The 24,897-nt window shown below is 34.1% G+C and carries 24 protein-coding genes and 1 pseudogene; 7 read left to right on the plus strand and 18 right to left on the minus strand.

Annotation, left to right across the window (positions count from 1 at the left end; all coding sequences use genetic code 11):
• Nucleotides 1-212: 212 nt before the first annotated feature.
• From GMB29_RS19695 to GMB29_RS19710, 4 genes and pseudogenes are all read right to left on the minus strand, one after another.
• On the minus strand, nt 213-1,508 hold the full coding sequence (locus tag GMB29_RS19695; RefSeq protein WP_136353215.1) for an MFS transporter: 1,296 nt from the start codon (nt 1,506-1,508) through the stop codon (nt 213-215).
• Between the two features lie 156 nt (nt 1,509-1,664).
• The gene (locus GMB29_RS19700) at nt 1,665-2,273 is read right to left on the minus strand and encodes a superoxide dismutase (protein WP_136353217.1); all 609 of its coding nucleotides are present in this window, start codon (nt 2,271-2,273) and stop codon (nt 1,665-1,667) included.
• A 149-nt stretch (nt 2,274-2,422) separates the two neighbouring features.
• Nucleotides 2,423-2,789 (minus strand): annotated as a pseudogene (locus GMB29_RS19705) (DUF456 family protein).
• 73 nt (nt 2,790-2,862) lie between these two features.
• Nucleotides 2,863-4,524 carry a Na/Pi cotransporter family protein gene (locus GMB29_RS19710; protein WP_136353219.1) on the minus strand — a complete coding sequence of 554 codons (1,662 nt, stop codon included), beginning with the start codon at nt 4,522-4,524 and terminating at the stop codon, nt 2,863-2,865.
• Nucleotides 4,525-4,776: 252 nt separating this feature from the next.
• Here GMB29_RS19710 and GMB29_RS19715 point away from each other — a divergent pair, with 252 nt between their 5' ends.
• Entirely contained in the window at nt 4,777-5,556 is a 780-nt protein-coding gene (locus tag GMB29_RS19715) for a DUF1189 domain-containing protein (protein ID WP_136353221.1), read from the plus strand.
• A 307-nt stretch (nt 5,557-5,863) separates the two neighbouring features.
• Here GMB29_RS19715 and GMB29_RS19720 read toward each other — a convergent pair whose 3' ends face one another.
• The gene (locus GMB29_RS19720) at nt 5,864-7,663 is read right to left on the minus strand and encodes a methyl-accepting chemotaxis protein (protein WP_136353223.1); all 1,800 of its coding nucleotides are present in this window, start codon (nt 7,661-7,663) and stop codon (nt 5,864-5,866) included.
• A gap of 252 nt (nt 7,664-7,915) precedes the next feature.
• On the opposite strand from GMB29_RS19720, the gene GMB29_RS19725 reads away from it, so the two are divergent.
• Entirely contained in the window at nt 7,916-8,257 is a 342-nt protein-coding gene (locus GMB29_RS19725; protein ID WP_136353225.1) for a LysM peptidoglycan-binding domain-containing protein, read from the plus strand.
• 150 nt (nt 8,258-8,407) lie between these two features.
• Entirely contained in the window at nt 8,408-9,505 is a 1,098-nt protein-coding gene (ispG, locus tag GMB29_RS19730; protein ID WP_196305279.1) for a flavodoxin-dependent (E)-4-hydroxy-3-methylbut-2-enyl-diphosphate synthase, read from the plus strand.
• Between the two features lie 40 nt (nt 9,506-9,545).
• Here ispG and GMB29_RS19735 read toward each other — a convergent pair whose 3' ends face one another.
• The gene (locus tag GMB29_RS19735) at nt 9,546-9,761 is read right to left on the minus strand and encodes a hypothetical protein (protein WP_136353228.1); all 216 of its coding nucleotides are present in this window, start codon (nt 9,759-9,761) and stop codon (nt 9,546-9,548) included.
• A gap of 77 nt (nt 9,762-9,838) precedes the next feature.
• Nucleotides 9,839-10,234 (minus strand): DUF308 domain-containing protein, encoded by a 396-nt coding sequence (locus tag GMB29_RS19740; protein WP_227551396.1) that lies wholly within the window; start codon nt 10,232-10,234, stop codon nt 9,839-9,841.
• A 152-nt stretch (nt 10,235-10,386) separates the two neighbouring features.
• Here GMB29_RS19740 and GMB29_RS19745 point away from each other — a divergent pair, with 152 nt between their 5' ends.
• The gene (locus tag GMB29_RS19745) at nt 10,387-10,959 is read left to right on the plus strand and encodes a hypothetical protein (protein WP_136353232.1); all 573 of its coding nucleotides are present in this window, start codon (nt 10,387-10,389) and stop codon (nt 10,957-10,959) included.
• Nucleotides 10,960-11,227: 268 nt separating this feature from the next.
• Here GMB29_RS19745 and GMB29_RS19750 read toward each other — a convergent pair whose 3' ends face one another.
• The 3 genes from GMB29_RS19750 to GMB29_RS19760 are packed head-to-tail and all read right to left on the minus strand — an operon-like array spanning nt 11,228 to nt 13,254.
• Nucleotides 11,228-11,638, minus strand: a complete 411-nt coding sequence (locus GMB29_RS19750) for a zinc uptake transcriptional repressor Zur (RefSeq protein ID WP_136353234.1) — start codon at nt 11,636-11,638, stop codon at nt 11,228-11,230.
• Complete coding sequence (locus tag GMB29_RS19755; protein ID WP_136353237.1) at nt 11,635-12,477, minus strand: metal ABC transporter permease; 843 nt, start codon at nt 12,475-12,477, stop codon at nt 11,635-11,637. The genes GMB29_RS19750 and GMB29_RS19755 overlap by 4 nt, the downstream gene beginning before the upstream one ends.
• A 15-nt stretch (nt 12,478-12,492) precedes the next feature.
• On the minus strand, nt 12,493-13,254 hold the full coding sequence (locus GMB29_RS19760) for a metal ABC transporter ATP-binding protein (protein ID WP_136353239.1): 762 nt from the start codon (nt 13,252-13,254) through the stop codon (nt 12,493-12,495).
• 177 nt (nt 13,255-13,431) lie between these two features.
• Between GMB29_RS19760 and GMB29_RS19765 the strand changes: the two genes are divergently transcribed.
• Entirely contained in the window at nt 13,432-13,686 is a 255-nt protein-coding gene (locus tag GMB29_RS19765) for a DUF2624 domain-containing protein (protein WP_136353241.1), read from the plus strand.
• Between the two features lie 72 nt (nt 13,687-13,758).
• On the opposite strand, the gene GMB29_RS19770 is transcribed toward GMB29_RS19765, so the two are convergent.
• Together GMB29_RS19770 and GMB29_RS19775 are read right to left on the minus strand one after the other, a co-directional pair.
• A complete protein-coding gene (locus GMB29_RS19770; protein ID WP_136353243.1) occupies nt 13,759-14,652 on the minus strand; it encodes a deoxyribonuclease IV in 894 nt (297 codons plus the stop codon).
• A gap of 11 nt (nt 14,653-14,663) precedes the next feature.
• The gene (locus GMB29_RS19775) at nt 14,664-15,980 is read right to left on the minus strand and encodes a DEAD/DEAH box helicase (protein ID WP_136353245.1); all 1,317 of its coding nucleotides are present in this window, start codon (nt 15,978-15,980) and stop codon (nt 14,664-14,666) included.
• 315 nt (nt 15,981-16,295) lie between these two features.
• On the opposite strand from GMB29_RS19775, the gene GMB29_RS19780 reads away from it, so the two are divergent.
• Nucleotides 16,296-16,958, plus strand: a complete 663-nt coding sequence (locus tag GMB29_RS19780; protein WP_136353247.1) for a YqfQ family protein — start codon at nt 16,296-16,298, stop codon at nt 16,956-16,958.
• A gap of 166 nt (nt 16,959-17,124) precedes the next feature.
• On the plus strand, nt 17,125-18,069 hold the full coding sequence (locus tag GMB29_RS19785) for a 4-hydroxy-3-methylbut-2-enyl diphosphate reductase (protein WP_136353249.1): 945 nt from the start codon (nt 17,125-17,127) through the stop codon (nt 18,067-18,069).
• 43 nt (nt 18,070-18,112) lie between these two features.
• On the opposite strand, the gene GMB29_RS19790 is transcribed toward GMB29_RS19785, so the two are convergent.
• From GMB29_RS19790 to dnaG, 6 genes are all read right to left on the minus strand, one after another.
• Nucleotides 18,113-19,234, minus strand: coding sequence for a Nif3-like dinuclear metal center hexameric protein (locus GMB29_RS19790; RefSeq protein WP_136353251.1), 1,122 nt, complete (start codon nt 19,232-19,234; stop codon nt 18,113-18,115).
• Between the two features lies 1 nt (nt 19,235).
• On the minus strand, nt 19,236-19,946 hold the full coding sequence (locus tag GMB29_RS19795) for a tRNA (adenine(22)-N(1))-methyltransferase (protein ID WP_136353253.1): 711 nt from the start codon (nt 19,944-19,946) through the stop codon (nt 19,236-19,238).
• Nucleotides 19,947-20,508: 562 nt separating this feature from the next.
• Complete coding sequence (cccA, locus tag GMB29_RS19800) at nt 20,509-20,868, minus strand: cytochrome c550 (protein ID WP_136353256.1); 360 nt, start codon at nt 20,866-20,868, stop codon at nt 20,509-20,511.
• Nucleotides 20,869-21,189: 321 nt separating this feature from the next.
• Nucleotides 21,190-21,738, minus strand: a complete 549-nt coding sequence (locus tag GMB29_RS19805; RefSeq protein ID WP_136353258.1) for a hypothetical protein — start codon at nt 21,736-21,738, stop codon at nt 21,190-21,192.
• Between the two features lie 54 nt (nt 21,739-21,792).
• Nucleotides 21,793-22,905 (minus strand): RNA polymerase sigma factor RpoD, encoded by a 1,113-nt coding sequence (gene rpoD, locus GMB29_RS19810; protein ID WP_136353260.1) that lies wholly within the window; start codon nt 22,903-22,905, stop codon nt 21,793-21,795.
• A gap of 147 nt (nt 22,906-23,052) precedes the next feature.
• Complete coding sequence (gene dnaG / locus GMB29_RS19815; RefSeq protein ID WP_136353262.1) at nt 23,053-24,876, minus strand: DNA primase; 1,824 nt, start codon at nt 24,874-24,876, stop codon at nt 23,053-23,055.
• Between the last annotated feature and the right edge of the window lie 21 nt (nt 24,877-24,897).

The raw sequence follows: 24,897 nt of genomic DNA on the forward strand, positions 1-24,897 counted from the left end.
AATTATGGTTGTTTTGTCCTACGTGTATTAGAATAACGCTAGAGTGTTAATTCTGTTTTAACTGAATGTAAAGGTTTTGTAAATTCATGATGGAGTTTGTCATATTTTGTTGTGATTTGGGTAAAAAAATGCTCCTTTCATTCAGCTTAATTTATTGTTTTAATAAGCCGTTCTTTTTATTCCTTGAAAACTAATACTTGGAATAAGAATTTTCATCCATTGCTTTCTCCTTCAGTTAGATTCGACGTAGTCAATGATTTAGGATCAGATATTTCTATCGGTTCACTACTTTTATTTTCATCCAACTGTATATTTCTAACAAAGAAATAAATGATCAAATGCCCAATCCCTACAATGGATAATAAAATTGGAATGCTTTGTTTTTCATCAAACAAAGCTACTGCAGCAATAAAACTCAAGATGGAAATAATTCGACCGGAATTTAGAAATATTTCTTTTACAACGATATATTCAATTCTTGCATTTCCAACATTCCAGCATTTCCCCATTACATCATAAGATAATGATGTAAATGGAACTAATAGCATAGGATAACCGATTGCAATTAATACTGCATAAATCAATAGTTTAGTGTACGTTAAATCAAAAAGAATAACAAAAATGGACAAATATAAAAAAATGCCTCCCATTAGAATAAATATATTTCTTTTCGATTTTTTTATTATCCTAGATGCAAAATAATAGGTTAAAAACGCTATACTTGAGTTTACTAATCCAAACTTACCTAATGCTAATTCACTTCCCGTTGTTATAAACACAAATACACCTATTACGAAAGCAAAGGTGCCTTCACGAACCCCTTGGAAAAAATGGGCACTGGTGATTAATTTCCAATTTTTATTCCTTTTTCTTTCATTTATAATACGTTTTAATAAATAATCACCAACCGCAGGCCTTCTTTTAAAAAAAAAGCTCAATACGACAGCACCGGCAAACATGAAGAGTGAGATTGAAAAAATTGTTGTATATCCTGTGAAATTTTTTAACCTTGAAATGACATACCCTGCTATGATTGGTCCAATCATGCCTGCAATGGAGGTCATGATCCCTAAAAAACCATTGAAAAAATCTCTAGTTTCAGGTTCAGTTATTTCAAACGTAAGAACATTAAAAGCTAACCAATAAAACCCATAGCCAACTCCTAAAATTCCTCCTAATAGCACAAGGAATTCACCAGCTGAACTGCCAATTACTAATACAGTTAGAAAAAAGATAGCCAAAAAAATAACTCCTAGTCTTAATACGACTATTCGATCTACTTTTTTAGCTAATCTTCCCGCAAATATAAATGTTAGTGGCTGCATGATGACAATCGATAAATTGTAAATACCTAAATCAATAAATTCTCCCGATTGCTTCCATAAATATACATTCACAAATGTATTGGACAGCGCAATACTCAATGAATACAGACCGCCGATTACCAACAGTAAAACTAAATCTTTGCTTACCTCTACATTCCCAATAATCTTTTGCATTTTTGACATAAAAATAACTCCCCTTCAACTTCTATTTCTTAGTCTGTCTTATCAAAAAGGAGTTATGTATTTTATATTTCATTTCATACAATTAGTACATTGATTAAATCTTCATACAACAAAAAAAGAGCTAACCAAAGTTAGCTCTCAGCTTTTACATATTTGTTATTTTGCAGAGTTAAATCGATTTGAAACTGCTTCCCAATTCACAACATTCCAGAAAGAAGAAATGTATTCTGGGCGGCGGTTTTGGTAATTTAAGTAATATGCATGCTCCCATACGTCTAAGCCAAGGATAGGAGTTTTACCTTCCATTAATGGAGAGTCTTGATTAGGAGTACTTGTTACTTCTAATTCTCCATTGTTTACTACTAACCAAGCCCAGCCTGAACCGAAACGAGTAGTTGCAGCTTTTGCAAACTCCTCTTTAAAGTTCTCGTAGCTGCCGAATTTAGCATTGATTGCATCAGCAAGCTCGCCAGTTGGTTCTCCGCCACCATTTGGAGAAAGAATTGTCCAGAATAAGCTATGGTTTGCATGTCCGCCGCCGTTATTGCGAACTGCTGTACGAATAGCTTCAGGAACTGCATCTAAATTAGATACTAATTCTTCAACACTTTTGTTTGCAAGATCAGAATGTCCTTCTAATGCAGCATTAACATTTGTAATATACGTGTTATGATGTTTTGTGTGATGAATATTCATCGTTTCCTTGTCAATATTTGGTTCTAGTGCATCATATGCATATGGTAATTGCGGTAATTCATAAGCCATTTTTATTGCCTCCTTTAATATGTACGTGTCAAAGCTATGGAATAGCTTTCCAACAATAGGTTACCAAAATTGTCGGATTCTTTCAAATAAAAAGCATATATAGCCAACATACATTTTTTACTTTTCGTTTAATAATTATGTACTTTTAATTATAAAATTGTCACAAAAAAATAACCGATCATAATTAACTGGATTATACTTTTTGCGATCACCCCAGAAATAAAACCAACTAGTGAACCGAGTCCGCTCTTTACAGCTGATGGAAGGTTTTTCTTATGAACAATTAATTCTGCTTACTCCGTTTAAATTAGTCATATAATCTGCGCCAAATAAAACAGTAACAAAAATACCTTCAATAATCCAAAAAACAGTTGAAAGTTCAGAAAACTCAAACAAAAAACCAAATAACACAAAACCTGCCACAATATAAATGACACTCGGAATAATTGGATAAATCAGTCCAACAAATGCAATAATGAACATCAAAACGATAAGTGACCAATATAGAAAGTCCAAATCTTCCTCCTTAAAAGTTCTTTCCCCCCTACTTTAGTAAACATAAAAAGCAAGGGATCACCCCTTGCTTACATTATATCTTATTAAGTTTATTTTCATTAATAATAGCTCCGGTACGTAAAACTGCTTCAGCAATTTTACCACTATGATCTCCAACACTTTTCAGATTACTAATAATATCTACAAAATTGAGTCCTGCTGAAATTGAACATGTACCTTCATTCATTCGTTTTAGATGTTTATCACGTAGTCGGCACTCGAGATGATGTATTTTTTCTTTTGTTTTTAAAACTTTTAATGCTAAAGTTGTATTCGAATCATCTAGTGCTGTCATGGCATCCTTAAATAAATGTAGAGTTTGCTCAAACATTTCTACTAAGTCTTTTTTAGCGGAATCTGATAATTGTATTTTATTTCCTACCTGATTACTAACTAATTCAATAATATTTACAAAGTGGTCACCAACACGTTCAACATCTCTAACAGAATCCAAAAGCATATTATGCTCGTCACATTCGGTTTTAGACATGTCACTTTTCGAAATAAGTATTAAATACTCTGTAATTATGCGATCAAAATTATTGATAACATCTTCAAGTATTATTGCAGTTTCTGTGTTTTTTTGTGAATAGGTTAATTGATATAATTTAGATTCTTCTATTCCTAATGCTGCATATTTCCCCATCAGGACCAATGCTTCTTTTGTTTGACTTATAGCTATTGAAGTTGATTGCTCAATAAAAATGGGATCTAGATCTTTCACTTTATAAAGCATTCTTGTATCTTTACCTGGAATAATCTTAGTAACTATTAATACAAGTACCCCAATAAGAGGCAGTTGAATGAATGTATTTGTAATATTAAACAATCCATCGGCCAAAGCAATTGTTATTTCAGATTTTAATAACATCATTTGTTGAAGATATAGAATGAAGCTTGAGAATAATGGAGTAAATATGATAAAAATAACCGTTCCAATAATATTAAATAGAACATGTGTTAAAGCTGCCCGTCTTGCTGATATGGAAGTTCCAATAGATGCTAATAAAGCTGTAATTGTTGTACCTATATTGTTTCCAAAAAGCACAGGAAGTGCCTCCCGAATGTCAAGAAACCCTTTTCCAACTAATTCTTGCAGGACCCCAATAGTTACACTAGAACTTTGTACCATGATTGTAAAGATTGTTCCGAATATAACACCTGTAAATGCATTATCACTCATTCTTACTGTTAGTTCGTAAAATCCTTCTAAGGTACTTAAAGGATTGAGGCTATTAGCCATTAACTGTAAGCCTAAAAACAGTGCACCTAAGCCAAAAATGATTTTGCCAATTGTAAAAATTCGCTTATTTTTATAAATAAAAAGTAAAATGACACCAATAAAAATGACGGGAGAAGAGTATTCTAAAATATTTATATTAATGACAAATGCATTTACGGATGTACCAATATTTGCACCCATAATGATACCAATTGACTGTCTAAGTGACATGTATCCTGCACTTACTAACCCAACAACTATAACGGTCGTTCCGCTACTAGAATCAATAAGTATTGTCACAATAATACCAACGAGCACTCCAATTAATGGATTAGTGATATACCTATCAATAATCTCCTTTAATTTATAGCCAGCAAATTTTTGCAGGCCATTACTCATATATTTAATACCAAATAAAAATATTGCTAGACCGCCAATAAAATCAAATATCATCTTTTGGATATCCAATTCCATACTGTTCAACCCCTCATTATATGCCGCGTCGATTCGACAATAAACTACACCTATTCAATTATTAACGATTTATTATTTTTTTGTAAAGATATTCAGTGTAATTATTTACAAAATAATAACGAAAACTTAATGAAAACGATGACATTTGTCATTCCTTATTTAAATATGCATATTTTATTGTACTTTCTTGTAATATCATTGAACGAGAGATAAAATTAACTCGTATTAACATGAAGGGTGTGTCGTTTAGACATGAATGTATTCAAGCAGCTTTTTATTAGCATTTATTCACCAAAGGCGATTTCCACATTTCGTTTTCAAGGAATTGGGAAATCGATATTATTTGTTTTTATTTTATCATTATTGAGTACGATCCCATCTTGGTTTCATTTAACAAATGAACTAAAAGAGGCTAGTAAAGGGGTAAATCAAACTCTAACTGAAGATTTTCCATCCTTTTCTATTGAAGATGGTAAATTGATTACTGATACAAATCATCCTGTAGAGATAAATAGAAACGAATTTACCTTTATATTAGATGGAACAGGTACATATGGGGTTGAAGAAATAGAAGAAAAAAATAATGCAATAGGCATCTTAGAAGATCAATTTGTTTTTGTGACAAATGGGCAAGCTCAAGCTTATGAATATAGTCTTTTAAATATTTCGCTTACAAAAGAAGACTTAGTTGATCTTTCAAAACAATTTAATCAGCTTCTGCCAATTATTATGACTGTATTAATTATTCTAATGTTTTTATTTAGTGCCTTCGTTAAATTTATTGAGGTGACCATATTAGCATTGTTTGGTAAAGCTATTAATAATAGTCTGCAGCGAAATTTAAACTTTAGTAAAATATGGATTATCTCTGCATATGCCTCAACACTAGCAACTTTCTTCTTCTTTATCATGGATTTATTACAAGTAATTGTTCCGGGCGGATTTTTGTTGAATTGGTTTGTACATATTTTCGTTTTATATTTAACTTTAAAGGAAATACCACAAACGAAGAATCCACTAAAAGTTTCTTAATACCTTTGCAAGTGTTAATTTATTAGTTTGTTTTTGAAATTTGAAGGCTGTTTTAGCAAACTTTGTTGCTATTTACCAAGTAGTGCGGAGTGGTTGATTGCAGCGAGAGATACTCGCTTTTTAGCGGGGCGGGCGGTGAGAGCCTCCTCGGCGTAAACGCCTGCATGAGTCTCACCTGTCCCGCTGCTCCCTCAGGAGTCTCGCAATCTGCTCCAATCAACTTTAAATAGTTTCCGTTTTAAAAGCAACAATCTCTTAGAAAAGAGCCAATTTGAAAACGCGGAAAATGACTTCCGCGTTTTTATGATTACACCTTAAATTGTTTTGTGCTTTCTGATAATTTTTTAGATAAATCAGTGAGAATAAGTCCCATTTCATGTGTTTGATTAATTTGATTAATTTGCTCTTCTGACGAAGCAAGCATTTGTTCAGCACTTGCTAATGTTTCCTGTGATATTGAAACAAAATTTTCAGAGGATTGTTCCATTTTAGGAAGTGATAGATTTAGTTCCTGCAGATAATCTTTCATCCCAGATAACTTACTATTCACATTCGATATTTCATCCATCAATAAATCAAATGCTTCTTTCGAGTCTTGAGCAACACCTAAATGTGATTGAATATTACTTAACATTGCATTAAACTCATTAGCAGCTTGGTCTGAAATTTTTTCCATCATTTTTATCGATTCGGTTATTTCCTGTGTTGCTTGTGAGGATTGATCCGCTAATTTACGGACTTCAGTTGCAACCACTGCAAACCCCTTTCCTGCTTCGCCTGCCCGAGCTGCTTCTATAGTAGCGTTTAAAGCAAGTAGTTTTGTCTGTTCTGCAATCGATTGAATGATACCCACTACTTTTGTAATAACAATTGAATTGTCTTTTACGCCTCTAATTGTTGATGTCATTTTCGCAAATTCCAGATCAAAATCATTCATTGAACGAATCATATGAGAAATGCTATTTTCCCCTTTTTTGGCAGAAGAATTCATGTCAGATGCACTGTTAAAGACGTATTCCATATTTTGAAGGATTAAAGTAATGTCACTTTTCATTTTCTGGAAAGTTTCTACATTTTCATCAGAGCTAGTAGCTGTTTGTTCTGCCCCTGATTTCACTACTTTGATTGCTTCAACTAATTGATTGTTTTGAGATAGTACATTACCTGAGGCTTCTTTAAGTTGATTTCCAGTTTTAAACAGTTCCGAGGTTGTTCCATTTAAATTTGAAATCATCGTACGCATTTGTTTAATCATTTGATTAAAGCTTTTATTCAAGGATACAATTTCTGGAATGTTCGTTGATAAATTAATATTGTTTGACAAATTACCATTTCTTACTTCTCTCATAGCATTTTGTAATGTAGACAATGGTTTAGTTAAACTTCTTACAAGGAGAAAGATAACAGCTGTTGTAATAACGACACTTATTAATACGATGATTCCTGTAAAATTTGCTAGTTCATTTACTGGTTTCATATAGTTCTCAGTAGGAACAACAATCAAATAATATCCTTTTAATTCTTGAATTTCTTTAAAAGATAATGTGTAATCAATTCCATCTATTTTATTGTGGATCACACCATGATCCTTTTCGATAATTTCATCGACTAATTCCTTCGTTATTTCCATGCCACCCTCTTTATTAATGTCCAAAGGTCTTGCACCTTCATCAGTGACGATGAAAAATTTTGCAGGTAATCCATCCTGAATCAACGCCGATGATTGACTAGGAACAACCACCTTTTCCACTCTTTTGTGAAATTCTTCTTGATCATTGATATAAGCAAAAGCTAGATTTGCAACAATATCTGATGTTGTATTTACTTCTCTATAAAGTCGCTCTTCGATTATTTCCATCGTAGATTCTTTAGATTTGTTATATGAAGTAAATCCAACAATACTAATGGAGGAAATTAAAAGGACTAATACTAAAATGATTAATCTTGACTGAAGTGTGATTTTAGAAAAAATAGTTTGTGTATACTCCATTTTTTGCTTTTTTTGTTGTTTCATTTGTTTCAAATTTTTCAGCTTATTCAACTTTAGTTTAGGATTAATTCGTTTCAGAACATTTCTCTTAATGAAGGCTTTTATTTTTTTTATCATTATGACACCCCTATCTCTAATTCCATTAAAATTATGACAGGTGAATGTTAAGGAAGTGTAAACTATTTGTAAATAATTGCTGATATTAGTCGAAAAGTCATATTTTTTGAGGGAAAAACAGAATATCAACTAAACCCTTTTTACTATTACTCATTATTTTTTTGTTTTTTAGTCATAAGTAACATGGACAAGCATACGAATGTGATAAGGAAAGAATGACATATATAAATGTTAACTATTGGAGGCAGGATGATGAAACGACTTTCTCTTTTTATGATTGGACTTTTCCTTTGTTATATCATTTATTATGACCTTCAAATCGGCACATTACCTGCTTTTAGTATGACTAAAGCTATTAAAACAACTGCTGTAAACACACAAAGTGAGGAGAAAAACGAACAGCCTTCGATACAATTTTATGAAGTAAAAATCAAACAAGGGGATACAGTTTTATCAATTACAGAACGTTATCACGGTAGTCTACCTGCTTCTATAGAAACGATTGTAAAAGATTTTGAATCATTGAATTCTAAAGTGAAGGCAGAGGCAATTTTACTAGGGGAGACATATCGATTTCCAATTTATAAGGAATAGTCGATCCTTGTCAATTTTCCATAATCCTTGTACAATGAAGTGTGGAATACATTTACTAGATAAAATGAACAAAGTAAAGTATCATTAATTTGATGCCTAATAAAACTAGATTTTAACTTATTATTAAGGAGCGATTTACACGTGAGTGAAATCATACATCGTACAAAAACTCGTCCTGTTAAAGTCGGAAATTTAACGATTGGTGGAAATAATGAAGTTATTATTCAAAGCATGACAACGACGAAAACACATGACGTTGAAGCAACAGTTGCTGAGATCAATCGTTTAGAGGAAGCAGGATGTCAAATCGTGCGTGTTGCATGCCCAGATGAACGTGCTGCAGATGCTATTGCAGATATTAAGAAAAGAATTAATATTCCTCTTGTCGTAGATATCCACTTTGATTATAAACTTGCTCTTAAAGCTATAGAAGGTGGAGCAGATAAAATAAGAATTAACCCTGGTAACATAGGGAGAAAAGAAAAAGTAGAGGCTGTTGTAAAGGCCGCAAAAGAACGAGGAATCCCTATCCGTATAGGCGTTAATGCTGGTTCACTAGAAAAAAGAATTCTTGAAAAATATGGTTATCCTACTGCTGATGGGATGGTTGAAAGTGCATTACATCACATAAAAATTCTTGAAGATTTAGATTTCCATGATATTATTGTTTCCATGAAAGCTTCTGATGTAAATTTAGCCATTGAAGCATATGAAAAGGCTGCAAAAGCGTTTGATTATCCATTACATTTAGGAATCACAGAATCTGGAACCCTATTTGCTGGTACAGTAAAAAGCGCAGCAGGTTTAGGAGCTATTTTAAGCAAAGGAATTGGTAACACATTACGTATTTCATTAAGTGCTGATCCTGTTGAAGAAGTAAAAGTAGCACGTGAGCTATTAAAATCATTTGGATTGGCTGCAAATGCTGCGACATTAATTTCTTGTCCGACATGCGGCCGTATTGAAATCGACTTAATTAGTATTGCAAATGAAGTAGAGGAATATATTTCAAATATTAAAGCACCAATCAAAGTCTCTGTACTAGGCTGTGCAGTTAACGGGCCTGGTGAAGCACGTGAAGCCGATATTGGTATTGCAGGTGCCCGTGGTGAAGGACTTCTTTTCCGTAAAGGAGAGATTGTTCGAAAGGTACCTGAAGAGACAATGGTAGAGGAACTGAAAAAAGAAATCGATAAAATCGCTGAAGAATACTTTGCAAAACAAGAAGCAGAAAAACTTAATATCTAACTAAAAAGGAATCGGACTAGACCGGTTCCTTTTTTAGTTATTATTTCTTTTCCACTTTATCCTCAGGTAATAAGACAGCTCCAATATTGCCGTTCATAGAAAGTAAAGTATCAATGTCATCCTCTACTTCATTCTCATCATAAAAGTCATTTTGGATCGCCATATTCGCCGAATAAGTACCATTATCTTGTTTAGTTGGATTTTGTCCCTTGCTAAAAGATTCTTGAATTTTCTCATTTGCATCATATCGATTCATTCCTCTAATCCCTCCTTTCTATAATAGAAGGAGGGATTGACCATCATGGTCAATCCCCTTTATTCATCTTTTTCCACCTAGAAAAATGGTGTAATAAAGATTCCTAATACGATTGAAACGATACCTATACCAATCGCCCAAGCTCCTAAGGCATTTGCACCTCTTCTACGTGCAATGAAACCTACAATCACACCTGCTGCTCCTAAAATAACAGGTAATATAAACAATGAAATAATGGATAGGGCTAGTGCTAAATAACCCATCCCTCTACCTTCGCCTGCGGTATTATCACGATCAGCATCTCGATTAACTCCTGCATAATCTCTCCCCATGGTTACAGGCGCTGCAATTTCTGCTGCAGATTCGGTCTGATAGTCATTTTCTATTTCTCGATCTAGTGGCGTAAATCCCTTGTAGTCAGGGTTGTCTAAACGAGCTCGTTCTTGTTGATTGAACCTATTTTCGTCTGCCATTAAGATCCCTTCCTTTCTTATATAAAGGAGCATTAATATTATGAGCAAACGATAACAAACTATAACTGTAAATCTTTTCTGTCATCATGAAAATGCCAAAAATTACGCACATATGTTACACTTAAAGTAGTTCAGCAAAGGAGAGATTATACATGTTGCGATTAGGAATTGATATCGATGGTACTATAACTGATCCAAAAACATTTGTACCTTATTTAAATAAATCATTTAATAAAACTCTTACATATGAGGATTTAAAGCAGTATGATTTAACAAAGGTTTTACAAATTAGTGAAGCAGACTTTATAACTTGGATGGATGAAAATGAACCAATTATTTATAAAGATTCCCCACTAGCCTTGCATGCAAAAACTGTTTTAGATGAATGGAAAGATCAACATCAACTATTGTTTATTAGTGCTAGGAGAGAGCACTTACTAGATATTACATATAATTGGTTTAAAGAAAATGAACTTTTTTATCATCATATTGAACTGATTGGCAGTCATAATAAACTTGAAGCAGTAAAAAAGAATAATATTTCAATCTTTTTTGAAGATAAGCATGATAATGCCTGTATGATTTGTGAAGAACATCAAATTCCGGTCATTTTATTTAATACCCCTTATAATCAAGACCCAATACCAAAAGGTGTCATACGCGTTAATCATTGGTTGGAAGCAAAAGATTGGGTAAATCAATGGTATGAAGCGAAAGTTTTATAGGTAAGACAAGCGGAATGATGGAATAAATCTTTTATAAGAATTTGTGGCAATATGAAGGATTTTCCTGTCTTAATCTGAATGAGGTTTCTCCATTTAGAAAAGAACTTTTCTTCTGATGTTTTTCATCAAAAGGTGCATCACAAAGTGAATAAATTGATTTCAAAAAAAGGCGTGAATTCATTTTTGAATTCGCGCCTTAATTATAATGTAAAATGTAAATACCACTATTGCACCACATATCAAAACATGAGAACTGAGAATGATCCTTTTAGTGACATTGCGGACAAGTCCCATATACTTCGAATTTATGCCCGCTTATATCATATCCGGTTAGGTTTTCTTCTAATTTCCCCATTGGACAACCAGGTATTTCTTTCGTTTTTCCACACTTTAAACAAATAAAATGATGATGATGATGTGTTGTATCACAAGTAAATCTAAAATGTTTTTCACCAGAAAGCTCAGTCATTTCAAAGATACCTAATTCTGCAAATAAGGATAAATTTCTGTAAATGGTATCAAAGCTTAAACCAGGATAATCATCCTTTAATGACTCCAATACATCTTTTGCTGTTAAATACTTGTCATAATCAGCAAAAAGCTGTAGCATTTCTTCTCTTTTATTTGTATATTTATAACCTTTTTCTTTTAATAAGTCGAGAGCTTCTTGAACGTTCATGAAACTTTCCCCTTTGTTATTTTTGTCCATAATATTGCTAATATAAGGATAAGCACTGATAAAATGACGATTGTTCCACCGGGTGCTAAATCTAAATAATAAGCAAGGAATAATCCAATAATAACAGAAATTTCACCAAATAGCACAGAAAAGAAAATGGTTTGTTTAAATCCTTTAGCAATACGAATACTAGCAGCAACCGGTAAGGTCATTAACGACGAAACGAGCAAGATCCCAACAATTCTCATTGATCCAGCAATGACTAGCGCTACGATAAAGATGAAAATAAAATGAATCCATTTTGCATAAATACCTGATGCAATTGCATGCTCTTCATCAAATGATAACAAAAACAGCTCTTTATAAAGTAAAAAGATAATTCCAATGACAATAACCGCAATTCCAAAAATTACATATAAATCTGTACGGCTTACCGCACTAACACTGCCAAATAAATAGCTAAACAAGTCGGTATTAAAACCGTCAGCTAACGAAATAAAAATGACACTTATTCCGACACCACTAGATAATATAATTGGAATAGCTAATTCTTGATAATGCTTATAAACTGTTCGAAGCTTTTCTATAAAAAGAGACCCCGTTACAGAAAACGCCATGCCTAAATAAATAGGATTCAACCCTACAAAAGCTGAAACTTTTTTTTCAAGTAATAAACTTGCGGCTATTCCTGCTAATGTAACATGGCTTAGTGCATCTGCAATTAGAGACATCCTTCTTACTACGATGAAAACACCTAAAAGTGGTGCAATTACACCAATTAACATACCTGATAAAAATGCATTTTGTAAAAACTCATATTCAAAAATACTGCTTAACATTATTTATTTCCTCCATTAATGGGAGTGATCATGTGTTAACACATGTAATGAATGTCCATAAAAATCAGACATCTCCTCTTCCTTTAATATATTAAATTCTTTCGCGTGCCCATGAAAATGTAAGTGTTTATTAATACATGCTACATGTGATACCTTATCGGTAATTGTCCCTACATCATGGGTAACAAGGATTAACGTTATCCCTAAATCCCGATTCAAATGTACAAGCATTTCATAAAAGTTTTGTACTGTTTGTGAGTCAACACCAACTGTTGGCTCATCTAAAATTAAGAGCTTTGGATTGCTTACAATCGCACGTGCTATAAATGCTCGTTGTTGCTGCCCTCCTGATAACTCACCAATATTCCGCTTGGAAAACTTGCTTAATCCAACTGCATCAATCGCTTGAATCACATTTTGACGGTCTTGCTGGCTCATAAATTTAAAAAGGCCAATCTTAGATGTCAAACCGCTAGAAACAACTTCATAAACAGATGCAGGAAACCCAGTGTTAAAACTATTGGCCTTTTGAGAAACAAAACCAATTTCATGCCAATTCTTGAATTTCTGTATTGGCTGTCCAAATAGCTTAATTTCACCTTGTTGAGGTTTCAATAAACCTAACAAGCATTTTAATAAAGTTGTCTTCCCTGATCCATTTGGACCAACGAGCCCTAAAAAACTACCTTGTTCAATCGTTATATTAATGTCCTCTAAAACTCTTTGACGTTCATATGTGAAGTTTACATTTTTCATTTCAATAATAGGATGCTTCATTGAGAGTCCCCTTTACAAAATTAAGAATGGTTCCGATTTACATCTAGCAGATAACCACGTTATCTACAACATTAAAATTATACAGAATAATAGGTTATATGTAAAGGAATTATTTTAATTTAAAGAATAGCACATTTTATTTAAACCTCCATACATTGTTTTAGAGGAGGTTTGAAGATGATCTTATTTCAAAAAATCATTAACCAGAAGCTTAACAATATTTCGGTTGAGGAACTGCTGCAATATGCTAAACAATTTAATGTTACAATTGGTCGAGCTCAGGCCGCAGAAGTTGTAAAAGCCATGCATGGTCAAAATATTAATATTTTTAACATGAATGAACGAAAACAATTGCTAACAAAAATTGCTAACATTACCTCTCCGCAAACAGCTCAACAAGTAAATCAAATTTTCCAGAAATTCACTAACTAATAATACTTAAAAAGTATAATTAAAAAGACAGCTCATAATCATTCATGAGGCTGTCTTTGTTCTTATTGCTAACTATTGATTAAGAATCTTCTCTAAAAGTCCTTCATCAAATGTCTTTTCTTTAAACATATTAATTTCAAATTTGTATGGAGGTTTTTTATATTTTTTATCCTCTCCTACAAATGGAGTTTCAAGTATTTTTGGTATTTGAGCTAACGTCGGATGGTGAATGATCTTATTTAATGCTTCAAACCCAATATGACCAAATCCAATATTTTCATGGCGGTCTTTACTGGCACCAATAGGATTTTTACTATCATTGATGTGTAGAACCTTTAATCGTTCTATTCCAATAATTGAATCAAACTCTTCTAATACTCCATCAAAATTATTGACAATATCATAACCCGCGTCATGGGTATGACATGTATCAAAACAAATCGATAAATGTTGATTATGAGTAACTCCATCAATTATTTTTGCTAATTCGTCAAAAGAACGGCCACATTCAGAACCTTTTCCTGCCATCGTCTCTAATGCAATTTGAACATCTTGATCTCGTTCAAGTACTTCATTTAAGCCTTCGATAATTTTACTAATTCCAACTTCTGCACCTGCTCCAACATGTGCCCCTGGATGTAGAACGATTTGTTTTGCACCTAAGCTTTTCGTCCGATCAATTTCTGAACGCAAAAAGTTAACTCCTAGTTCAAATGTAGCTGGGTTAATGGAATTACCGATATTGATAATGTATGGTGCATGAACGACGATTTCATCGATGCCATTTTCCTTCATATGTGCATGTCCAGCTTCAATATTCAATTCTTCAATGTTTTTCCGTCTCGTATTTTGCGGAGCACCGGTATAAATCATAAACGTATTCGCACCATATGATACAGCTTCTTCACTCGCTGCTAAAAGCATTTTTTTACCGCTCATCGATACATGTGATCCAATTTTAAGCATCCATCTTCCCCCTACTTACTTTTCTTTTCAATTCTTCTCTTTCTCTTTTTAAATTGTTCTATTTCCCTATTCATTTTCTTTTTATATCCAGGTTTAACTTTTTTAGGTTTTTGTACAATGCTTTTTGCAATAGCATCTACTTCATCCGCAACTCTTTTTCTTTTTTGTCTACGCTTGCGGTCTTCAATATCCTTCCATTCTCCCCCAACAAAATCTCGATTAATAAATTCAATCCCAAGAGCTTCTAATTTATTTAATGCATCTTCATCAGAAGGTTCAAATAAGGTTATTGCAATTCCTGAACTGCCAGCACGTGCTGTTCTTCCTACGCGATGTATATAAAAATCTAATTCTGTTGTAGGAATTTCAAAGTTAATAACATGACTTACACCTTTTATATCGATACCTCGTGCAGCAAGGTCTGTTGCTACAACATATTGAAATTCTAAGTCATTGATTTGCTTCATCATTTTTTTTCGATCACGAGGAGTTAAATCACCGTGTATTCTACCAACCTTTAATCCTTTTTCAAGAAGTGCATCAGCTACTTCATCAGCTTTCTTTTTTGTATTTGTAAATACGATTGCTAAGTAAGGATTGAATGATAGTAGCATTTCATAAACTAGGTTTGTCTTGTCACGATGTCTACTAGGAACAAGCACATGTTCAATCTTTGCTGCAGTTGCTTGTTTAGGCGCTACATGTGTAAACTTTGGATTTTCTAAATATTTCTTTAAAAACGGTTTTAATTTTTCAGGAATGGTCGCAGAAAATACGAGGATTTGTAAATTATCCGGCATTTGACTTGCGATCATGTCCACTTCTTTAATGAAACCCATATCAAGCATTAAATCTGCTTCATCCACTACAAAAGCACGAACTTTATTAACAATTAATGCTTGTACCTTTACTAAATCGTTTATTCTTCCTGGTGTCCCGACAACAATTTGTGGTTGGGTCTTTAGCTTTTCAATGGCACGTTGTTTATCCGTCCCGCCAATAAAGCATTTAGCAGTTATTTCTTCTTTTGAAAATGCGATAACCTTAACTACTTCGTTGTAAATTTGTGTCGCTAATTCCCTTGTAGGTGCTGTAATAACAACTTGTACTTCTTTACGTTCTGGTTCAATCTTGTCTAATAAAGGAAGTAAATAAGCATGCGTTTTTCCTGTACCTGTTTGCGATTGCCCAATTGCACTCTCGCCTCTTAAAATAGACGGTATTAATCTTTCTTGTATTTCAGTAGGCTCAAAAAAACGTAATTCCTTTGATATTGCTTCTATAATAAATGGTTTTAATGAAAAACGCTCAAATTTTGTTTGTTCCATCCGTATCATCTCCTTTTAGATAAAGCATTGACAATGTACATAATTAGTTTACTTTATCAATCCATCATTACATTATAACCGAATCAAGAAATAATTCAAATAAAGCTTGATTTATACGCACTGGGATTGCTGATTTTATCGTTTTTGTCTATCGTACGCCACGCTCTTCATCTGACTTTACGGGAAATTCCTGCAGTGTAGAATTTATGTTTAGAAAATACTGCACGTTTAAGTAAGACAAATATTTGGAAACCAATATTGATTCTCCTGCATAGTTTATAACTAGGGTATCTTATTTTGAAAGGAGGAATTTTTATGTTTCAACAAAGACCGATGCCTCCTATAAATTCTAGAGGTTTCTTTCCTCAGCAAGGTCAAATCCCAATGAGACGACAACCATTTCAAGGTGCGTTTCGTGGACCGAATATGGGTCGTGGACAATTTGGTTCACAGATGCCTGTAAGAGGCAGCGGAGGAATAAAAGGTTTACTTTCTCGCATTATTCCTGGCGGTCAAGGTGCAGGAGGCGCAATAAATTCGCAAGGAATTATACAAGGAGCAACAGGTGCTTCAAGAGCCACTGGTGCACTACAAGGTTTAGCAAATCCCGCAAATATTTCAGGTATGCTTGGTAATGTTCAAAAGGTACTGGGAATGGCACAGCAAGTAACCCCGATGGTTCAACAATATGGCCCATTAGTGAAAAATTTGCCCGCAATGTTAAAGATCTATCGCGAATTAAAAAATAGCGATAGTAGTGATGGTGAAACTGCTGTTGAGGATACTGCCGAATCAGCCGAAGTAAATACTAATAGCACCACAGATCAGAACATTACACAAAAAAAACAACAACACAAAGAACAAGAATCCTCGCTTGATCATGAACAAAGTTCTTCGCAAGCAGAATTGAAATCAACACATGTAGGTAAGAAACATACAACAACACGTAAAAGATCAGTACCGAAGTTGTATATCTAATTTTCTCCTTTGTATTCTCCCCTAAACTTCGTTATAATATTAAGAGATTCTGAGAGTAAAGAGCCGTTTTGCGGCTTTTTTCATTGTGAAATGGGACGAAGTATCATAGTCTTTAACCATTGAACTTCTTCTCATTTTCTATTCGAACTCTTAAGGAGGCAAAGCAATGGATGTTATTAAAATCGCTCCACGCGGATATTGCTATGGCGTGGTTGACGCAATGGTTATTGCCAAAAACGCTGCATTAGATAAATCATTACCAAGGCCAATCTACATTCTAGGTATGATTGTTCATAATAAACATGTGACAGATGCATTTGAAGAAGACGGCATCATTACACTTGATGGTAAAAATCGTTTAGATATCCTTGACAAGGTCGATACAGGAACGATTGTATTTACTGCTCATGGAGTTTCACCAGAGGTTAGAAGAATTGCGAAGGAAAAAGGACTTGTAACAATTGATGCTACTTGCCCAGATGTTACAAAAACACACGACCTTATACGCGAAAAAAATGCGCAGGGTTATCATATTATCTATATAGGTAAAAAAGGACATCCCGAGCCAGAAGGTGCTGTAGGAGTAGCGCCTGATATCGTTCACCTTGTTGAATCTGTTGAAGATGTCCGTCAATTAAATATTGAGAATGAAAAAATTATTGTTACAAACCAAACAACGATGAGTCAATGGGATGTTGCCGATATCATGAAAATAGTGCAAGAAAAATATCCACATGTTGAAGTGCATCGCGAAATTTGCTTAGCAACCCAAGTTCGCCAAGAAGCAGTTGCTGAGCAAGCAAAGGAAGCAGATTTAACGATCGTTGTCGGGGACCCAAAAAGCAATAACTCTAATCGACTCGCACAAGTATCAGAGGAAATTGCAGGAACAACAGCTTATCGTATTTCTGACTTAAGCGAGCTTAATCTTGAATGGCTAAAAGGTGTAAAAACAGTAGCAGTAACAGCTGGTGCTTCAACACCAACACCAATTACTAAAAAAGTGATTCAGTTTCTGGAGCAATACAACCCAGATGACGAGTCAACTTGGGAAAAAAATTCCTATATCCCTTTATCTAAAATTCTTCCTAAGATTAAGATAAAAAACTAAGCGAAAAGCCCATTTTCAGCTATGCTGAGATGGGCTTTTTGTTTTATACAAACTTAAACGGATTTGTATCGACAGTTGAGCCGAATACATGGACATTAAAGTTTTTCTCTTCACACATTGCACCTAATTTTGAAGATACACCTGCTATCATTACCTTCTCAACATGATGACCTGGATCAATGACATTTAAACCAACCATTAATGCATCATGTGCAACGTGAAAATATAAGTCTCCAGTTACATAAACATCTGCACCCTTTAATTTCGCCTGATGGATATATTTATTCCCATCTCCGCCTAAAACAGCAACCTTCTTGACAAGAGAAGTTGGATCTCCCACCATTCTTACACGCTCAACGTTTAAAGCTTGTTTTGTTTGCTCGGCAAATGCCTGAAGAGTGATTTCTTTCTTAAGTTTTCCAATTCTCCCTAATCCTAATGATGTACCTGATTGATCAAGAGAATAAATATCATAGGCAACTTCTTCATAAGGGTGTGCCTTAATCATTGCTTGTACAATCTTTTTTTGAATTGACTCCGCAAAAATGGTCTCAATTCTTGCTTCTTCAACAAATTCAAGCCGCCCCTTTTGTCCGATATATGGAGCTGAACCATCTAAAGGTAAAAAACTGCCTTCTCCTTTTGCAGAATAGGTACAATGACTATAATTTCCAATATGCCCAGCACCAGCATTCCCAAGAGCTTCTCTCACTTCTTTTTCATGATTTATAGGTACGAATACAACTAATTTTTTTAGCCTTTCCTCATATGTTGGTATAAGGACTTCAAGGTTCGTAAGTTCTAATGCTTCTGCAAGCAAGTCATTTACGCCGCCATTTGCAACATCTAAATTTGTGTGTGCTGCATAAACAGCAATATCATGCTTTATACATTTTTCTAACATTCTTCCATAGGTAGAATCCGTAGAGAGTTTTTTTATTGGTCGAAAAATTGGTGGATGATGGGCAATTATCAAATCCACATCCATTTCGATTGCTTCGTCAATAACCAATTCAGTTACATCTAATGTAATCATTACGTTATGTATTTCCTTGTTTAAACTGCCGATTTGAAGTCCAATCTTGTCTCCTTCTACAGCATATGCTTTGGGCGAAAACTGTTCAAATAATTGAATAACTTGAAAGCCGTTAGGGATTTTTTTCATACTACAAAACCTCCTCAACTAGCTTTATTTGATTTTCTAATTCCCTGAATTTTTCATTGTTTTCATACGTATGACCAGCTGCCTCAAGCTGTTCGAGAATGGTTTTCCAATGTCTACATTCCTGTGTCCATTTCCCGCTGAAAATATCAGATTTTTTCTTTATTAAATGTGGTCCTAACAATAACCCTGTTTGTAAAGAAACGGTTTGATAAGGCTGCATAGGTTCCCCTTTTTCAGCAACAAGAATTTCATAAATTTTATGATCCTCTTCGATAATTTCTTCATCAATTAATTCCCAGCCATTTTCAAGTAACCATTGTCTGATATAGATAGCATGTATATTCGGTTGTAATATTAGACGCTTGACATGAGTTAACTTCCCCTTGCCTTCATCCAATATTTTTTTTATGAGTCCTCCACCCATTCCAGCAATTGTTATACAGTCAATTACTTCACTATCTTCTATAACAGATAGTCCGTCACCTTGACGAACAGATATGACATCTGATAGTTCACATTTCATTACTTGGCTTTTAGCTGATAGAAAAGGTCCTTCTGTAATTTCCCCGGCAATTGCACTCTTCGCTACACCTTGTAAGATCGAATAGCAAGGCAGATAGGCATGGTCAGATCCAATATCAGCTAATATCGCATCTTTAGGTATGTAACTTGCAACTGTCTCCAGTCTTTTCGATAAGTTCATTTCATTCATGTTGTCACCACAATTTCTTTATTTATTAAGGCTTTTTTCGTAAACACTTTGTTGCTTTTTACAAAGAACCAGAGTAGTTGATTTCTGCTCCAGGCTGCTCGCTTTCCGCGTGGCGTGCGGTGAGACTTTTTTAGCGCCTTGCGCCTGAGGGGTCTCACCTGTCACGCTGCTCCCGCAGGAGTCTCGCATATCCGTTCCAATCAACTTATCAATGTATTTACACAAAAACTATTTATAAAACAACAATCTTTTAGAAAAGAGCCTTTATTAAAGATCATTTATAATCCTACTTTAGTATAAAAAAAGTCCTTTACAGATGCAAAGGACTTTTTTATTGGATAGATATATCGCTCTAACTTTTTGAAGTTAATTTTTGTGACTAGCTCCAGCAACCAAGCTGTCTATCACTCAGAAGCACTATAAATGTAGGAATTATGATTGACGTATCAATTCTTACTATTTTTAGTGTTTAGCCAAACAATTAGAATGTAAATCTAAAAACACTTTCTATTCATAGTTTGTCCCATGAATACAAAAACTAAATAGGTGCTATTGCTTTAAATTATTTAATTTGTGATACCCATTCAGCCATTTCATCAAGTTTCTCGTCTGGAACTAAACCAGGTGGCATGATACCTTTACCAGATTTAATGGTTTCTTTGATTCCATCCTTGCCGATTTTGTCTCCAACACCTACAAGTGAAGGACCTGCTCCACCTTCATAGTTTTGGCCATGGCATGAAACACAGCTTTGGTTATAGATATCTTCAGGTTTAGCATTTGCAACATCACCTGCTTTTGGTTCTTCATCACCTTTAGCTAACTTTTCATGATCGCCAAGACCTTTAAAGGATAAAAGGAACATAAGGCCGATTCCTAGAACAGCGATTAATAAAAATGGTATAAGTGGATTGCGATTCATCATGTAACCTCCCTTATGTAAATAAGTAAATCTTCATTAGTCAGGTTTTATATCCTACTAATGAATAATTAAAACAAGCAGCTATTACTATTATATGTAATTAGTAGCGCTTACTTTTTTTAGGTTTAACTGCTCGTTACTGCGGGATAAACACAAATAAGTACGTTTTATTTGTAAACAATCTCTATTTTACTGTAATTTTACAATAAGTAAAAGAGTTATCTTAAAAGATCTCCATGTTTTTCACACTTTAGACAAAAAATAAGCAAAGAGTATGAAATTACCATTTTAACCTATTGACATTTCATTATAATATTGATTTCAAGTGATAATCGTCAATATAAGGATAACCAATCCTACTATTCCACTAATTAACAAATATAATACGTGATAAACTCTACCTAAAATGATCCACAATAAACAATTCAAAATTATTATTAACCCAATCCATAAGCGATCTCCAATTGTAACATTCTCAACTATGATTAATGAAGAAATTAACAATTCTATTAAAGTTACACTTAAAGGCACTTGAAAAAGTGCTTTTTTTCTTATAAAGTAAGCGGTGACAACAATTGAAGATATGAGACAAAAACTTATTAGGGCTATTTGCAAAAGGAAAGACAATTCAGTAAAATATATGACAAGAAGCATCGCTAGCAGAAAAACAAGTAACATGCTATATAAGAGGAATTGGCCGTTAGTTATCCTTTTCCTAGCTTGGTTTTTCTGAGTAGTTAATACTTCATCTTCCTGATGACCTTCAGTATAAAGTGCTAACAAAAAATCACAATAGGTTTCTGGAAGAAGTTTATTATCTTTCCAATAATAAAGTTCTTTTATGATAATGTTTTTTTTCTCATTGTTCATCTTAACGTCATCCTTTTTTCTAATAAAAAGACGGACAAAGTTGTCCGCCTCATACTATTCTAGAAAATCCTTAAGACGTTTACTACGACTTGGATGACGTAACTTACGTAGTGCTTTTGCTTCAATTTGACGAATACGTTCACGTGTAACACCGAAGACTTTTCCAACCTCTTCAAGAGTTCTTGTTCTGCCGTCATCTAATCCGAAGCGAAGACGTAATACATTTTCTTCACGATCTGTTAGTGTATCCAAAACATCTTCAAGCTGTTCTTTTAATAATTCATATGCAGCATGTTCTGAAGGAGAAGTTGCATCTTGGTCTTCGATAAAATCACCTAAATGAGAATCATCTTCTTCACCAATTGGTGTTTCTAAAGATACTGGCTCTTGAGCAATCTTTAAGATTTCTCTTACCTTATCAGGCGTTAATTCCATATCTTCACCAATTTCCTCTGGCGTTGGTTCGCGACCTAAGTCTTGTAGTAATTGACGTTGTACTCTAATTAATTTGTTAATTGTTTCAACCATATGAACAGGGATACGAATTGTACGTGCTTGGTCTGCAATTGCACGTGTGATCGCTTGTCGGATCCACCAAGTAGCATACGTACTAAATTTGAAACCTTTTCGGTAATCAAATTTTTCTACGGCCTTCATTAAACCCATATTACCTTCTTGAATTAAATCAAGGAATAACATGCCTCTTCCTACATAGCGTTTAGCAATACTAACGACGAGGCGAAGATTTGCTTCAGCTAGTCTGCGTTTTGCTTCTTCATCACCATCTTCAATACGATTTGCAAGTTGAATCTCTTCATCTGCTGATAAAAGGTCAACACGCCCTATTTCCTTTAAGTACATACGAACAGGATCATTTATTTTTACACCAGGAGGAACGCTAAGATCGTTCAAATCGAACTCTTCTTCCTTGGCAAGTTCTTTAACGTTTGGATCTTCTGTTTCACCAGCTTCACCAATCAATTCAATCCCTTGTTCACCTAAAAATTCATAATACTCATCCATTTGGTCTGATTCAATCTCAAAGTTAGCCATACGTTCTGCTATTTCTTCATATGTCAAAACTCCTCGTTTTTTCCCAATTTCAGTTAACTGATCTTTCACCTGTTCAAAGGTTACTTCAGATTCATGGGTTTGTTTATCAGCCATAGGATCCCCTCCTTCCAAACTTATCACATGTTAAGATAAGCCATCGGATTACTGTTTAGCGGTTATATTCCTAATTTATAGGAAAATGTGTTTGCTGCTTTTTATTTACACGCAGTACACATCTTAAAACACACTTGTATTTCATCTTCAGCTTAGTTCTTTCATTGATTGTTTTAAGCGCATTATTTCCATTGCAATTTGAGCTGCTTCTTTATATTGCTTTTTTCTTTCAGCTTCTATTTTTTCAGCTTCTTTATCTTTTATCATTAACATTTTTTGATGATTCAACACCTGTTTTATGTAATCTGCTAGTTCTTGTTCACTAACTTCAGGGTTTATCTGGATCATCGCAATGTTGGATACAATATGTTGTAGCTCTGGATTTGGCAGCCTTGAAAGAAAAGAACTTACACTCTCTTCATTTCCTTCTTCATAAAAACCATATAAATAAGTTACGATTGCTTTATGTTCCTCAATATTGAATTGAAGTCCAAGTCTTTCAAGCACTTTTTCTGCAAAATCTTTACTTCTTAGCATATGAGCGATCAACATTCGTTCAGCGGTATGAAATGCCGGTAATAATCTATTCGATTGAATAGGTACTCTTTTCCTGTGTTGTTCGTTGGTTGCCTTTTGTTGTTGTGGAGCCTTTTTGTTATGTGATTGTTTTTCTTTTTGGTGAAGCTGTTCATTCAGGACATCTAGGGAAAGCTCGAATTCTTTTGAAAGTTGTTTTAAATAAATTTCTTTTTCAATAGCATTTGTTAATTTGCTAAGCTCAGTAATAACATTTTCGATATACTGAAGCCTTTCTCCTTCGTTTTGGAGATTCTTTCCTCGGCGAAAGTAGTTCATCTTAAATGTCATTAAAGATACGCTTGCCCCTATTACATCATTTCTAAATTTCTCTGAACCAAATTTTTTGATGTAGTCATCAGGGTCTAATCCATCTGGAATCATTGCCACATTAATTTTGCATCCTGCATCTAGCAATGTTTTTGAAGCTCTAATTGTTGCCTCAATACCAGCTGAGTCCGAGTCATAGCAAATAACTACTTCTGAAGCATTTCTACGGATAATTTTCGCTTGATCTTCGGTTAAAGAAGTACCCATAGATGCAATGGACTGTTCAACTCCAGATTTAACTGAAGAAATAACATCTGCAAAGCCTTCAAAAAGAATAACTTGTTGATTCTTTCGTATATGTACTCTTGCCCGATGAAAATTATAAAGCAATTTGCTTTTATTAAAGATTTTTGTCTCTGGGCTGTTTAAATACTTTGGTTTTTCATCTCCTAGCACTCTGCCTGAAAATGCAATAGGCAATCCGTTATGATCATTGATCGGAAACATGATCCGATTACGAAATCGATCAAAATATTCATCGGAATTGCTCTTTTTGACCAACAGACCAGCTTCCTCCATCATATGCGGGTCAAATCCTCTTTTTATTAAAAACTTTGTTATGAAGTCCCATGAATCTAAAGCATAACCTATTTCAAATTGATCGATTATTTCCTTAGTGAAACCTCGGTTTAATAAATAGTCTAAAGCTTTTTGACCCTCTTTTGTATTCACTAGCAAATGATGGTAAAATTTCTTTAATAGCTCATGAGCTTCTATCATTTTCTCAGCATCTTTAGAAACAGTGTTTACTGAAGTAGTTGGGCTCATTGCCGGCAAATCAATACTTGCTTTATCTGCTAAAAATTGAGCAGCTTCAATAAATGAAAAACCTTCATGCTGCATGAGAAATGAAAATACGTTTCCACCTGCACCACATCCGAAACAGTGAAAAATTTGTTTATCAGCCGAAACCGAGAACGAAGGTGATTTTTCACCATGGAATGGACATAAGCCAAAATAGTTACGACCTTGTTTCTTCAATTGAACATATTCACTTATAACGTCAACAATGTCAGAAGTTCTTTGAATTTTTTCGATTAATTCCTCGGGAATTCGATTTCCCATGCTAACAACTCCGTGTTAAAG

It is taken from the genome of Metabacillus sediminilitoris, assembly GCF_009720625.1.
Lineage (GTDB): Bacteria > Bacillota > Bacilli > Bacillales > Bacillaceae > Metabacillus > Metabacillus sediminilitoris.

What these genes read in the sequence shown, in the direction of transcription:
- GMB29_RS19695 (WP_136353215.1), bottom strand. Translation starts at nt 1,508, where the DNA reads ATGTCAAAAATGCAAAAGATTATTGGGAATGTAGAGGTAAGCAAAGAT.
- GMB29_RS19700 (WP_136353217.1), bottom strand. Translation starts at nt 2,273, where the DNA reads ATGGCTTATGAATTACCGCAATTACCATATGCATATGATGCACTAGAA.
- GMB29_RS19710 (WP_136353219.1), bottom strand. Translation starts at nt 4,524, where the DNA reads ATGGAATTGGATATCCAAAAGATGATATTTGATTTTATTGGCGGTCTA.
- GMB29_RS19715 (WP_136353221.1), top strand. Translation starts at nt 4,777, where the DNA reads ATGAATGTATTCAAGCAGCTTTTTATTAGCATTTATTCACCAAAGGCG.
- GMB29_RS19720 (WP_136353223.1), bottom strand. Translation starts at nt 7,663, where the DNA reads ATGATAAAAAAAATAAAAGCCTTCATTAAGAGAAATGTTCTGAAACGA.
- GMB29_RS19725 (WP_136353225.1), top strand. Translation starts at nt 7,916, where the DNA reads ATGAAACGACTTTCTCTTTTTATGATTGGACTTTTCCTTTGTTATATC.
- GMB29_RS19735 (WP_136353228.1), bottom strand. Translation starts at nt 9,761, where the DNA reads ATGAATCGATATGATGCAAATGAGAAAATTCAAGAATCTTTTAGCAAG.
- GMB29_RS19740 (WP_227551396.1), bottom strand. Translation starts at nt 10,234, where the DNA reads ATGGCAGACGAAAATAGGTTCAATCAACAAGAACGAGCTCGTTTAGAC.
- GMB29_RS19745 (WP_136353232.1), top strand. Translation starts at nt 10,387, where the DNA reads ATGTTGCGATTAGGAATTGATATCGATGGTACTATAACTGATCCAAAA.
- GMB29_RS19750 (WP_136353234.1), bottom strand. Translation starts at nt 11,638, where the DNA reads ATGAACGTTCAAGAAGCTCTCGACTTATTAAAAGAAAAAGGTTATAAA.
- GMB29_RS19755 (WP_136353237.1), bottom strand. Translation starts at nt 12,477, where the DNA reads ATGTTAAGCAGTATTTTTGAATATGAGTTTTTACAAAATGCATTTTTA.
- GMB29_RS19760 (WP_136353239.1), bottom strand. Translation starts at nt 13,254, where the DNA reads ATGAAGCATCCTATTATTGAAATGAAAAATGTAAACTTCACATATGAA.
- GMB29_RS19765 (WP_136353241.1), top strand. Translation starts at nt 13,432, where the DNA reads ATGATCTTATTTCAAAAAATCATTAACCAGAAGCTTAACAATATTTCG.
- GMB29_RS19770 (WP_136353243.1), bottom strand. Translation starts at nt 14,652, where the DNA reads ATGCTTAAAATTGGATCACATGTATCGATGAGCGGTAAAAAAATGCTT.
- GMB29_RS19775 (WP_136353245.1), bottom strand. Translation starts at nt 15,980, where the DNA reads ATGGAACAAACAAAATTTGAGCGTTTTTCATTAAAACCATTTATTATA.
- GMB29_RS19780 (WP_136353247.1), top strand. Translation starts at nt 16,296, where the DNA reads ATGTTTCAACAAAGACCGATGCCTCCTATAAATTCTAGAGGTTTCTTT.
- GMB29_RS19785 (WP_136353249.1), top strand. Translation starts at nt 17,125, where the DNA reads ATGGATGTTATTAAAATCGCTCCACGCGGATATTGCTATGGCGTGGTT.
- GMB29_RS19790 (WP_136353251.1), bottom strand. Translation starts at nt 19,234, where the DNA reads ATGAAAAAAATCCCTAACGGCTTTCAAGTTATTCAATTATTTGAACAG.
- GMB29_RS19795 (WP_136353253.1), bottom strand. Translation starts at nt 19,946, where the DNA reads ATGAATGAAATGAACTTATCGAAAAGACTGGAGACAGTTGCAAGTTAC.
- cccA (WP_136353256.1), bottom strand. Translation starts at nt 20,868, where the DNA reads ATGAATCGCAATCCACTTATACCATTTTTATTAATCGCTGTTCTAGGA.
- GMB29_RS19805 (WP_136353258.1), bottom strand. Translation starts at nt 21,738, where the DNA reads ATGAACAATGAGAAAAAAAACATTATCATAAAAGAACTTTATTATTGG.
- rpoD (WP_136353260.1), bottom strand. Translation starts at nt 22,905, where the DNA reads ATGGCTGATAAACAAACCCATGAATCTGAAGTAACCTTTGAACAGGTG.
- dnaG (WP_136353262.1), bottom strand. Translation starts at nt 24,876, where the DNA reads ATGGGAAATCGAATTCCCGAGGAATTAATCGAAAAAATTCAAAGAACT.